The sequence below is a fragment of the Gordonia sp. GONU genome, from assembly GCF_024733855.1.
GTDB lineage: Bacteria > Actinomycetota > Actinomycetes > Mycobacteriales > Mycobacteriaceae > Gordonia > Gordonia amicalis.
The window spans coordinates 22,182-34,179 of record NZ_JANRHB010000033.1; the positions used below are offsets into that span (position 1 = coordinate 22,182).

General features: G+C 61.7%; 7 protein-coding genes and 1 tRNA gene. 1 reads left to right on the forward strand and 7 read right to left on the reverse strand.

The genetic code is table 11. The features are described from left to right. Window positions 1-161: 161 nt before the first annotated feature. Window positions 162-1,511 carry a lipase family protein gene (locus tag NWF34_RS20995; protein ID WP_024500027.1) on the reverse strand — a complete coding sequence of 450 codons (1,350 nt, stop codon included), beginning with the start codon at window positions 1,509-1,511 and terminating at the stop codon, window positions 162-164. Between the two features lie 148 nt (window positions 1,512-1,659). Here NWF34_RS20995 and NWF34_RS21000 point away from each other — a divergent pair, with 148 nt between their 5' ends. After that, complete coding sequence (locus NWF34_RS21000) at window positions 1,660-3,327, forward strand: ATP-dependent DNA helicase RecQ (RefSeq protein WP_258325994.1); 1,668 nt, start codon at window positions 1,660-1,662, stop codon at window positions 3,325-3,327. Between the two features lie 41 nt (window positions 3,328-3,368). Here NWF34_RS21000 and NWF34_RS21005 read toward each other — a convergent pair whose 3' ends face one another. The 6 genes from NWF34_RS21005 to NWF34_RS21030 all read right to left on the reverse strand — a co-directional run bounded on the left by NWF34_RS21005 (window position 3,369) and on the right by NWF34_RS21030 (window position 11,982). After that, window positions 3,369-4,127 carry a M48 family metallopeptidase gene (locus tag NWF34_RS21005; RefSeq protein WP_159404589.1) on the reverse strand — a complete coding sequence of 253 codons (759 nt, stop codon included), beginning with the start codon at window positions 4,125-4,127 and terminating at the stop codon, window positions 3,369-3,371. Further along, on the reverse strand, window positions 4,114-7,191 hold the full coding sequence (locus NWF34_RS21010) for a type I restriction endonuclease subunit R (protein ID WP_258325995.1): 3,078 nt from the start codon (window positions 7,189-7,191) through the stop codon (window positions 4,114-4,116). The genes NWF34_RS21005 and NWF34_RS21010 overlap by 14 nt, the downstream gene beginning before the upstream one ends. Further along, window positions 7,184-8,125: a GIY-YIG nuclease family protein gene (locus tag NWF34_RS21015; RefSeq protein ID WP_258325996.1), complete on the reverse strand. Its 942-nt coding sequence runs from the start codon at window positions 8,123-8,125 to the stop codon at window positions 7,184-7,186. The genes NWF34_RS21010 and NWF34_RS21015 overlap by 8 nt, the downstream gene beginning before the upstream one ends. Beyond that, window positions 8,122-9,258 carry a restriction endonuclease subunit S gene (locus tag NWF34_RS21020; RefSeq protein WP_258325997.1) on the reverse strand — a complete coding sequence of 379 codons (1,137 nt, stop codon included), beginning with the start codon at window positions 9,256-9,258 and terminating at the stop codon, window positions 8,122-8,124. Before NWF34_RS21020 ends, NWF34_RS21015 begins: the two co-directional genes overlap by 4 nt. Next, complete coding sequence (locus NWF34_RS21025; protein WP_159404593.1) at window positions 9,258-11,690, reverse strand: type I restriction-modification system subunit M; 2,433 nt, start codon at window positions 11,688-11,690, stop codon at window positions 9,258-9,260. The genes NWF34_RS21020 and NWF34_RS21025 overlap by 1 nt, the downstream gene beginning before the upstream one ends. Before the next feature lie 206 nt (window positions 11,691-11,896). Then, a tRNA-Leu gene (locus NWF34_RS21030) sits at window positions 11,897-11,982 on the reverse strand. Window positions 11,983-11,998: the final 16 nt, after the last annotated feature.

Sequence of the window (11,998 nt, forward strand, 5' to 3'; positions counted from 1 at the left end):
ACCAGGCAGGCGGCCGGCAGCCGGCCAGTAGGTGAACAACAGGAGAAAAACTGTGCAGAAAACGGCAAACATCACCAAACGGGCGACTCCGTGTGGGTCGCGCGCCGGTGACACCGGACATCCGCGTACCAGATCCTGCCCCGCCGAGCTTCAGCGAGTGATCACGCGGTCTGTTCCGACGGCGGGACCGGCACCGTCACGTCCGTGGTGGGGTCGATTCCCCCAGTGGACGCGACGGTGTCGCCACGCCGCTCGGCCACCGAGCCGCGCAGCCGTCGGGTCACCTGTCGCAGCGCCCATGCGGGCGACGGCTGTCCGGCGAGCGTCGTCACCGTGCGATCGGTCGCCGGACGGCCGGCGAGCCGATTCGCGAGCCAGGACACGGCCATCGGGCCGGACAGCGGCAGCAGCGAGATGTGCTCGCTGAGCTGATCCCGGACATATGTGACGGGCACCCCCTGCTCGCGGTAGAGGGCGACCTGCCGGTCGACGTCGGCGACAGCGATGATCGGATCGCGCACCGCCTGCACGACGAGCAACGGGATGTCGGGGCGATGGGTGCCGAGCTGCACGTCGCTCATCATCTCGACGATCTCGCGCTGAGCCAGGACGTCGGCGAGCGGGATGTCGAGGTATCGGTCGATGTCGTGGTTGCGGAACCGGCGCACCGCGTGCAGCGTCGGCATCTGGGCGATCTCGTCGAGATGCCGACGCCCGGACGGGGTCGCGTGCTGCAGGATCACCTGGTCGAGCTGTGGATACACCCGGCGCAGACCGGCGATCACCATGACGGGCAGACCGGCATGCAGGCTCCCGTTGAGTCGCAGTAGCGCCGAGGCCATGTCACCGACCGGTGATCCGAGGACGGCGCCGACCAGCCGGAGTTCCGGCGCGTACTCCGGCGCCATCTCCGCAGCCCATGACGTCGCCATACCGCCACCGGAGTAACCCCACAAGCCGACCGGGGTGTCGTGTGAGAGTTCATGATGGGTGAAGGCCAGCGCTGCGCGGATGCCGTCGAGGGTGCGATATCCGGGCTCTCGTGGAGCACCCCAGGCGCCGAGCATGCCCTCGTGGTCGGGGATGGAAACCGCCCAGCCCTTCGCGAGCGCGCGACGCACCACGAGGAATTCGAAGGGTGCGATGGCGTGCCCCGCCCGGGCACCCTTTCGCAGCGCGTACGACGGGAAACTCTGCGAGGTGACGGCATCGATCGCGCACTGGAACGACAGCAGCTGGAATTTTGCCTCGCCGGCTCGTCGCCGCGGCAGCACGACCGTGGTAGCAGCCACCCCGGCGACGCCACGGAGGTCCGTCGACCGATACAGCAGTTGCCAGGCATCGGTGCGGTGCTGGGAGGCCCAGTAGTCCTTGAGCTCGACCTGCCGGCACCGGATGATGTCTCCCGGGGCCAGGGTGGCCACATCGGCCGGCTCGTCGTAGAACGGATCGTGCACAGGAAGCAGCACGTCGGCAGGCTCGTGCTGTCCTCGATGAACACCGGCGGTCATCGTCAAACCTCATCTCCGGGACGCCTCCGCGCCCTGTACCGGATACTCAACGGATCCCGCGTTCACGGCATTCCGGGCGACGCCCCCTCTCTCCACGATGGCACGTCGTGGTCTTCCCGTGGTTCGTCTGGAAGGAGAAACAGCGAGGATGACCGAATCGATCGACGAACGCCGTCGTGCGGAGCTGAGGCGGATCGCCCGCGAGGACTTCGGCTGGACCATGCCGCGACCCGGGCTGATCGAGGCGATGGAGCCGCTCCTCGACGGCCGCGACGTGCTTGCGGCGATGCGCACCGGATACGGGAAGTCGGCGATCTACCAGGTGGTCGGCGCCATGCTCGACGGGATCACCCTCGTCATCTCCCCGTTGATCGCACTGCAGCACGACCAGGTGGCCGGGATCTCCGCCGCCGACGACGCACCGATCGCCGTCGCCCTCAACTCCGCGCTCGGTCCGCGGGCACTGACCCGTGCGTGGGACCTCGTGACCGCCGGGGGCGCCGAGTACGTGTTCGTCGCACCCGAACAGCTGGCGAAGACCGAGGTGGTCGACCGTCTCCGCGACGCGGGCGTCTCGCTGGTCGTGGTCGACGAGGCACACTGCATCGCCGCGTGGGGCCACGACTTCCGCCCCGATTATCTGCGTCTGGGTGCGACGATCGCCGGCCTGGCGGCGTCGCCGTGGTCGCCTCGGCCACCGGTCCTGGCCCTGACCGCAACCGCGTCGCCACCGGTCCGCGACGAGATCATCACCGAACTGCGCATGCGGGAACCGGTCGTAGTCGCGACCGGCTTCGACCGTCCGAACATCCGGCTCGAGGTACGACGCGCCGCCCACGCCACGGACAAGCGGCGCGCACTGATCGCTCGTGTCAGCGAACTCGACGGATGCGGCCTGGTCTACGTCTCCACTCACCGGGCGGCGATCGAGTACGCGTCGGCATTGCGGGGGCGCGGGATCCGCGCTGCCGGATACCACGGGGGCCTGCGCGCGGTCGACCGGTCGCAGGTGCATGGCGACTTCCGTGCCGGCGAGGTCGACGTGGTGGTGGCGACGTCGGCGTTCGGGATGGGCATCGACAAACACGACATCCGGTTCGTCGTCCACGAGTCGGTGCCCGATTCGCTGGACGACTACTACCAGGAGATCGGTCGTGCGGGCCGCGACGGCGACCCGGCCCTGGCCCTACTGTTCTATCGGCCCGAGGATCTGGCCCTGCGTCGGTTCTTCGCCGGTCGGCATCCCGTGGAGAACGTACTCCGCCGCGTGTTCGCGGCGCTGCCCCCGCAGGGTGAGCCGATCCCGCTGCGTGACCTGGGTCGGCGACTCGACCTCCGGACACGCACCCTGATCAACTCGCTGAACCTTCTCGAGCAGGCCGGCGCGGTGCTGTCCGGACCCGACGGATACCGAGTCGGTCAGACGACGGCGGATGACGCGGTCGCCGGAGCGGTGCACGCCGCCGACGTCGGGGCCCGGATGGACACGTCCCGCGTGGAGATGATGCGCGGCTACGCCGAGACCGCCGACTGCCGACGCCGCTTCCTGCTCGGCTACTTCGGCGAACACCGTGTGGGTGCCTGCGGCAACTGCGACAACTGCCTGACGGGAGCGGCCCCACCCTCGGCGATCCTCGACGCCGACGTACCGTTCCCACTCAATCACCGTGTGCGGCACGAAGACTGGGGAGAGGGCGAGGTGGTCCGCGTCGAACCGGATCGAGTGACCGTGCTCTTCGACGAGCAGGGTTACCGCACGCTGTCGCTCGACGCCGTGAAGCGGTCGCAGGTGCTACGTGTCGTCGGAGAGCAGTGAGCGGGAACCGCGACACCACCGGCCCGAAACAAGAAGGCCGGTCATGACTTCGGTCTCCATTCCTCGTCCGCCAGTGGCGCCTCGTTCAGCTGGCTTCGCCGGTTGCGCCAGTCAGGCAGTTCCACGTCCATGAGAGCAACGAATCGCTGTCCGTGCCCTCGTTCCAGATAGTGGGTCATCTCATGAACGACGATGTACTCCAGGCATTCTGGTTGCTTCTTGGCCAGCTCGACATTGAACCATATGTGGCGCGTTTCTCGATTGCAGGAGCCCCATTTGGTCTTCATCTTTCGCACACTCCATTTGGGGACAGAAAGTCCTAGTCGCTGTTCCCACGTTTCGATGAGAGGGGGCAGCGCATGCCGAAGTTGCTGCCGGTACCACTGGTCAAGTAGCTGGCGATGCCGCTCCGGTGACATCTCGCCGTGGGTGTAGAGCAACAACCGACCGCCGCTGACTTCGAAGTGCGGCCGGCCAGGGCGCTCGATCAAGGCGAGGCGCAGCCGGCGTCCCCACACGTAGTGCGATTCACCGGTTGTCATTTCCCGCTCAGACTGACGGGGTGCGTTCCGGAGTTGATCTCGCTGCGTACGAATCCATGCGTACCGTTGCAGAACAGCCAGTCTGACCTGGTCCTCGGTAAGAGTTGGAGGCGCGGCCACACGGACCCGTCCGAGCGGTGGTTCGACTGCGATGTGCAGATTCTTGACGTCTTTGAACTCGACGTCGACCTCAATGTCGCGGACGGTGAGGTACCCAGTCGAGGCGGTGGGGTCTGGCGAATGGTCAGTGGTACTCATCGTGAGCCTTCACCACTGCCATGAGTTCGTCGAATTCATCGTCGCCGAAGTCGGCTGGCAGTTCGGCTCTGATCGCGTTCCGTACAAGTCGCTGCTTGAGTTTGCTGTCGATCCAGTGGTGCGGTTTGACCTCACGGATGACGATGTCGATTCGTTTGGCGAGAGGCTCGTCGCCGAGGTTGTCGATCAGCGCCCGTAGTCCCGTGTGGATCGGACTCTCGCGCTCGGGTCGTGCCTTGCGTGCGAGTTCGATGAGTTCGGCGAGGTAGTTCTCATAGTCGATCGCTTCTTTCCGCCGCCGTTCGATGAGTGCGGTGAGGAGGTCACTGACGTGGTCGTAGTACTTGGGGTTCATCATGCGTTCGTCGGTGAGGATCTTGCGCACGTTGTTGACGATCGTCTCCGACACAGCCTGCGGATTGCTTCTGACGCCGGCTGGGAGGAGGCCGAGAACATCGGGGCCGAGTTCGACGATGAGTTCGATGAGTCCTTTGTCCTCAAAGGTGGCGACAACCCTGGATGTGTCTGCCTGGATGTAGGTATCTAGGAGGTAGCGCATTCCAGCTTCATATTGTTTGAAGTCGACGTTCTCGCCGGCACCGAGTTTGACCTCGGTGCGGATGCTGATGTAGTCGGCGACTTCTGTCTTGATCTGCGCTGCTTGGGATTTCGTGTACCCAGCCTCGGTCATGTCGCTGGCGATGTTCGCGTAAGCGCTGGTGACCGCCGACACTGCTTTGTAGAGCATGACCCGCTTGGGTTCGTTGTCCTTGAGTTGCTTCGTGTCGCCTTCATCCTTGGCGCAGAAGTACTGTTGGTACGCGTAGGTGTCCTTGGGCGGCTTAACGGGTTCGACGAGTGCTCGGATCTGCTCGAGTGCCTCGTCGAGATCTTCGCGCGCCTTCTTGATGCGATCGGTGAGGAGTCCCTCGATGTCGTCCTTCTCGTAGCCGTCGAGTGCTTCGGCAGTGTAGTCGTGGATAGCTGATTCCAGTGATTTGAACAGATCACGGTAGTCGACGATGTAGCCGTAGTCCTTATCGTCCCCGTCGAGTCTGTTGACGCGGCAGATCGCCTGGAACAGGCCGTGGTTTTGCATCTTCTTGTCGATGTAGAGGTAGGTGGCCGACGGGGCGTCGAACCCGGTGAGTAGCTTGTCGACGACGATGAGCAGTTTCATCTGGCCGGGGTTGTCGACGAATTGTCGTTTGACCTCGCGTTCGAACTGCTCGACTTTGCTCATGGCTTTGTCGGCGGGTTCGTTGAAGTAGTCGGCGAGCATGCGCCGGTAGATCTCGTACTGCCGGAGCTTCTCGGTCTTCCCCTCCCCCGAGCGTTCTTTCGCGATGTCACTGGTGTTGGGGACGTAGCTGGTGACGATGGCGCACTTGCCTTGGAAACCAGCGTTGCAGAACAGTTCGTAGAGTCGGCATGCCTGGTAAATGCTTTCCCCGACGAGCATGGCGTTGCCCCGTGAGGTCTTGAGGCGCGGTTTGAGTTCCATGTCGAGGAGGATGTCGTTGACGATCTGTCGCGATCGGGGTTCGCCGGAGGCGATCTTCTGCATCGTCATCCAGCGTTTCTTCAGCTCGGCCTTCGACAGGTCGGTCATGTTCTGCGTCTTGGCCTCGAACCACTGGTCCACCCGATCCGGTGACGTCAGGTGCTGGTCGATGTTGCGAGCTTCGTAACGCAGATCGAGGACCACACCATCGGCCACGGCCTCGTTGAACTTGTAGGTGTGGATGAACGAACCGAAAGTCTCGATGCTGGTGGCTTTGTCGGACTTGAGCAGCGGGGTGCCGGTGAAACCGATGAACATCGCCTCGGGGAGTAACTGCTTCATGGCGTCGTGCATAGCGCCGGACTGCGTGCGGTGGGCTTCGTCGACGAAGACGAAGATGTTGCCCTTCGCTTTGAAGTTCTTCGGGATCTTCGCGTTGAGTTCCCGGATGAATTCGGCGGTGGCCTCCTCGTCCTCGCGGTCGGAGTCGGGGGCCCGGAACTTGTGCACCAGTGAGCACATCAGCCATTGCTCCGACTTGTTGAGTGTGGCGATCAGGTCGGCGCCGCTGCTGGTGCGATAGATGTCCTCGTTGACACCCTTGAACACCTTCTCGATCTGCTCATCGAGTTCGGTGCGGTCGGTAATGAGCAGCACGCGTGGATCGTTGGGCTGGTTCTCCCGAATCCACTTGGCAAGCCACACCATCGTGAGGCTCTTGCCGGATCCCTGGGTGTGCCAGATGATGCCGCCCTCGCGCTGAGCAATACGGTCCTGCGCCGCTTTGACGCCAAAGTACTGGTTGTGTCGGGGTCCCTTCTTCACGCCTGAGTCGAAGACGATGAAGTCGTGAATGAGTTCGAGAAAGCGGTGCTTCTCGCACATCTGGAGGAGGGCGCGATCGAGCGGTCCTACCTTGCGGCGGAAGGGTTCTTTCCAGGTGAGCCAGTACTTCTCGGGTGTGTCGATCAGGCCGTAGCGGAGGCCTTCGACGTCGTTACCAGCAAACACAAACTGGACGGTGGAGAAGAACGGCCGGATGAAATCTTGTGACTGGTTGCCGATCGTCTGTCGAATACCCTCGGAGACAGCGACTTTAGACCGCTTGAGTTCTAGGGTGGCCAGGGCGATGCCGTTAACGTAGATCACGATGTCGGGGCGCTTGGTGTGTTCGCCCTTTACCGTCACTTCTTCCGCGACAGCGAAGTGATTAGCTTCGCGATCATTCCAGTCGATCAGCCAGACAGTTTCGTACTGTTCCCCGACGCCAGGCTTGACCTTCACCCCGTAGCGAAGCAGGCCGTAGACCTCGCGGTTCGCCTCATAGAGATCGTGGCCGGCGCCGACTGCTGCGGCCTTCCCGAGACGGTCTAGTGCACGAGCGATGAGGTTCTTCTCGTAGCCCCGGGCTCGGAGACTTGCGACCAGCAGACCCTCGTCGATACTGGAGTTGCCGACTCTGGCACCCCAATTGCCGAGGTAGTCGTACCCGAGATTCGTGTTGAGAAGATTCACCACACGTTTCTGCGTGATGCGCTCCCTCTGACCAACCTCACTCATGGTTGGCCTCCTGGCTCATGGCCTCCTCGAGCCCCTCGGACTCCCATTCTCCGTAGGTTGTGCGTGTGCCCTGCACCTTCCAGTCGAGGCGGCCGTTCGCAGGACGGCCAGCGACCACAGCGGCCGCTGCGCTGGGGCTGGAGAAGGCGTGGTCGCGGTTGAAGATCGTCGTGCCGCCATCCGATGAGAGTACGAGTGTTCCGTCCTTCTCCAACTTTGTGCGCAGCCCAATGTAACTGTGGCCCGCTGCCCCTATCCACGCGGAACGCGCATGGGAACCTTCGAACACTGTGAACTCGCCATCGACTTCTTGCGCGGTCGCCGAGATACCCAACTTCTTCATCGTCATCTCAAACACAGGTGAATCAGTGCGGCCACCGTGGGAATCTGGGGGCGACGCCACCGCTGTTCTCGGGGATCGAAATATGTTGACTCCCAATACCGGCAGCACGATCTTGCTCTGGTCGACGAAGTACTCCATGTCGGACATATCCGCCTCGGGCAGCACAATCGGCGCGGGCGAGGTGCCGTTGGTGAGCCGCGCTCGATTGGCTTGCAGCGCGAGCGTGATGAACCGACTCTCCAGGTATCTGGCGTGCGCCTTGGTCAGGTTCGCGTCTTTACTCGTCAGCACGATGGCCCGATCCCAGAAGTCCTTGCCGTTCTGGTTTTCTGGGCGCGCGTGGTGGTATAGGCGTTTGCTAACGTCATCACCTTCGCCGATGTATGCCATCTGCCCGCCGACGCTGTCCGGATCGTCACCCAGCAAGATGTAGATGCCTGTGCGGGAAGTGTCGGGCCGCTTCAACAGAGCGGCCAGGTCTGAACGCGGGGCCGCTACAACATGACCGGTCCAGTTCATGATCTCTGCCGTCAGCAATCCTCCAGGAGTGCCGTCAGCGAGGAACAGCCGAACCGTTTTGCCAGCGCTCACGATCCATCCTCCTCCACCGGCAGGCGTGTACGACCAGTCAGGAGTTGCTGCATCATCCCAGTCTTGATATCGCGAGCCTTTTCGAGCCGAGAGTGGAGTACCTCAATCTCGATTTCTACGTCCCGCAAGACTTTCGAGATAGCCTGCTGCTCACTTACAGCCGGAAGGGCAATTGTGAAATTACGCATGTCCGCCGCGTACAGATGGTAGACGGTCGAACCACGCACGAGCTGAAGGACCTGATCAGCGTTCTGACGAATTGCGCGCGCCAAGAAAGGTCCATACCCCCGCTCGCTGTCGGCTCTTATGACAAGGATGTCCCCACCCAGTGCCACCCCGGCAGCCCCGATCGCGCTCGCTTTCGCGAGGCCGCGAGGTGTCACATCCGATGTAGGCATCAGGACATCCAGGGCTTCCGAGAGAACCACTCGCCCATTCGGCGTTGTACGACTTTTCACTTCGGTAATCTCCGCACCGTAGAAGGTGAATAATTCGCCGTAGTGAACAGACTCCGTGGAACCGGTCGAAGTGAGTGCGGATTTTGGCAAACCCGAGCCCTTACTGAAGCTTGCAATTTCACCGAGCGTGACATGTACCCACGCTTGATTGAACCCCGGCAGGCGGGTGCTGCCGGTCAGGAGTTGCTGCATCATGCCCTGCTTGATCGCCTGCTTCTTGGCGATGAGGCGTTCGAGTGTGGAGATCATCTGACTTGCGTCGTCGAGCGCATCCGCAATTGCGCACTGTTCAGCGGTTGAAGTTGGCAGCAGAACACTCTCATTGTGCAAGTCATTCCGGTTGACGCCGGGAACACCACTTTTTCCCTTATGGGCGTCATAGTCCACACGTTGAAGAAGATAATAAATGAACCGAGGACTATTGCCGTGGAAGTCAGAGACCCATAGAGTCGTATTCAGAGGCCAGAATCCAGAGCTTTGGAAGAAGACCTCTCCAATTGTGCCGTATCGCCCAGTCACAACACCCGGTCCCGCAACCACTGCCTTGTTATGCCAACCACTGACGCCTGATGAGCTAACAACCGGTACACGTCCTGGTCGACGGTTGCGCGCAGGCAAGTCGAAGCCGCGCTGCAGCGCGGCAACACTTCCTAGACTTGTTTTTCGCCACCTCATCAGACGATTCCTATAGCTTCTAGATGGCGCGAGACTCTGTCCTCAAGCTTCTGCAACTCACTGTCAAGATCAGCGATCGTCGACGCGTATCGCTCCCCGAGCAGCAGGATTCGATCAACCAGGTTCAGCGTAAGCGCTTCGACCCGACCATCTATGCGGTGGGCGATAGCAGACTGCCACTTGGCATCGAGCACAAGGGCCTTGACATCGCTCGTCGTCAGATCTCCGTACATACTCAGTGTCACCTGGTCCAGCTCAGCCTGCGCATCTTTGGCAGCCTTCTTCGCGTCGGCCTCGGCGTCGTAGAGCTTGAGCAGTTGCTGCAAGGATTCAGCTTCGTCTGGGTCTGCCCCTTCTCGTTTAGCTGTCCGCAGGCGCCCACTTACAAGTGCCTTCGTGACCTTGCCGTCGTCCATGGCTTCGGCGAGCGGACCGTCTTCGGTCCCGTTCTCTTCGATGTACTCCTCGACGGCTCGTGTCGCGTCGCCGGCAGCCGCATTCAGTTCGTCGAGCTCAGCTTGCTCAGCAGCGTAGTAACGAGCGACGATCAGTGCCGGTGGGACGAGGTCCATCTTGTACTTGGTGGCACCTCGTCCCTTGCCGACGACGAGATCGGGTGTCTCCGAGAGTTTTCGGACCTTGTCTTCGATGGTCTTGCGGGGTTTGGCCGCGTCGAGCCAGCCGTCACTCATGATGAGGTAGACGTCGTCATGCATGACGTCGTGCCAGTAGGTCATGAGTTGTTCGTAGACGTCGTACTCGTCGAGTAATGGCACGTCGGCGAAGCTGAGGAGGAGGTCGTCGCCGATCTCGGTGATCAGGTGGTTCGGTTTCGTGTTCGCAGTGATGTGGCTGAGCCGCGCACGGTGTGAGGTGAACCAGTCCGTCGCGATGGCCTGGGCCCGTTCTGCGAACTCCTTGAACTCCTCAGAGTCGAGGATCGCCTGTTGTACGTCTCCGACGTCGATGCGGAGGTCGCTGTAGCCGGGCCGGTTGCGTTTGAAGAGGTGTTTGCGCAACGTCGGGAATGCATCCCAGTAGTCGTTGAGGGCATCGAGGTCGCGGTTGGGGATGCCGCCGTTGATGTGGGCGTCGAGGTCCTGCAGGTCTTCAGGCTCCGAAGAGTCGATGTAGCGGGGGATGTTGAGGTTGTAGTCGTTCCTGGCGTCGGCGATCTCTCGCAGCGGCACCATGCGCGAGTAGCGGTCGATTTCTCGCTCGTTGGTGAAGGTGTCGACGATCTTGTGGATGTCCTGGCTGCGCAGCCGGTTCTTGGGTCCGTCTTTCATGAAGCCCTTGGAGGCATCGATCATGAACACACCGGTCCGGGCGTTGGCGTTCTCTTTGTCAAGTACGACGATGCAGGCCGGTATTCCGGTGCCGTAGAACAGGTTTGCGGGGAGTCCGATAATTCCCTTGATGTATCCCTGCTGGAGCAGGCGTTCCCGGATCGAAGCTTCGGCATTTCCGCGGAAGAGTACGCCGTGGGGCATGATGATCGCGGCCTTGCCTGTGCTTTTCAGGGATGCGAGCGCATGGAGCAGGAAGGCGAAGTCGCCGTTTTTCTCGGGCGGACGGCCGTAGTCGAACCGGCCATACTCGTTTTCCAAGCCGTTGCTCCACGACTTCACCGAGAACGGCGGATTCATGACCACATAGTCGAAGCGCTCGAGTTGATTGCCTTTGAGGAAGGCTGGGCTGGTGATCGTGTCACCCTTCGCGAGTTCGGCAATCTCGTTGCCATGCAGGATCATGTTCATCTTGGCCAGCGCCCAGGTTGAGAAGTCTTTCTCCTGGCCGTAAATACTCATGCCGTGCGGTGCCTCAGCGGCCGCTTTCAGCAGCAGCGAACCGGAGCCGCACGCGGGGTCGAAGACGGTATTGCCCCTCTTTGTGTGCGGTCCAATGCCGACCACCTTGGCAAGGATTCGGGAGACCTCAGCGGGCGTGTAGAACTGGCCTTTGCTCTTGCCCGATTCGGTGGCGAAGTGGCGCATCAAGTACTCGTAGGCGTCGCCTAGTAGATCATCGCCCTCGGCCCGGGAACCGCGAAAGTCCAGGCCGTTGAAGATCTCGACCAGCTTGGAAAGCCGGTCCTGCATCTCCTTGCCTTTTCCGAGCTTCTCCTCATCGTTGAAGTCCGCCAGATCGATGACGTTGCGCAGCTCATTGGCAGTCGCCAGCTTGGCGATGACCTTGTTGAACCGGTCGCCGATCTCCACCGACCCCTTCGCCTTGAGTAGATCGTCGAACGACCCACCATGAGGTACGTCAATGAGGCTGTCCGGATCGGCCTTGGCCTTGTCGGACACGTACTTCACGAACAGCAGGGTCAGGATGTAGTCCTTGTACTGGCTCGCGTCCATGCTGCCGCGCAACTGGTCGCAGCTCGCCCACAGGGATGAGTACAGATCAGACTTCTTCAATGCCACAGCACGGGCCTCCACGCGATTCGACGCTAATCAGGCCAACCCTACTAATCTCTGATGTGGTGTCTGGGTGGCTCGAGGGGACGACAAGAGAAGAAGTCCCGGAAAAGCATCGTCCGACCGTCAGCTGACCCACTGACCAACAAAGCACAAGGTCACGACGCCGTCTGCATCGTGACCTTGTGTGTGTAGTTGTGCTGAACCGCTCGTGGTGGGCGAAGGGGGACTTGAACCCCCACGTCCCGAAGGACACTGGCACCTGAAGCCAGCGCGTCTGCCATTCCGCCACTCGCCCGTGGCCGCCGGAGTTC

What these genes read in the sequence shown, in the direction of transcription:
- NWF34_RS21000 (WP_258325994.1), top strand. Translation starts at nt 1,660, where the DNA reads ATGACCGAATCGATCGACGAACGCCGTCGTGCGGAGCTGAGGCGGATC.
- NWF34_RS21010 (WP_258325995.1), bottom strand. Translation starts at nt 7,191, where the DNA reads ATGAGTGAGGTTGGTCAGAGGGAGCGCATCACGCAGAAACGTGTGGTG.
- NWF34_RS21005 (WP_159404589.1), bottom strand. Translation starts at nt 4,127, where the DNA reads ATGAGTACCACTGACCATTCGCCAGACCCCACCGCCTCGACTGGGTAC.
- NWF34_RS21020 (WP_258325997.1), bottom strand. Translation starts at nt 9,258, where the DNA reads ATGAGGTGGCGAAAAACAAGTCTAGGAAGTGTTGCCGCGCTGCAGCGC.
- NWF34_RS20995 (WP_024500027.1), bottom strand. Translation starts at nt 1,511, where the DNA reads ATGACCGCCGGTGTTCATCGAGGACAGCACGAGCCTGCCGACGTGCTG.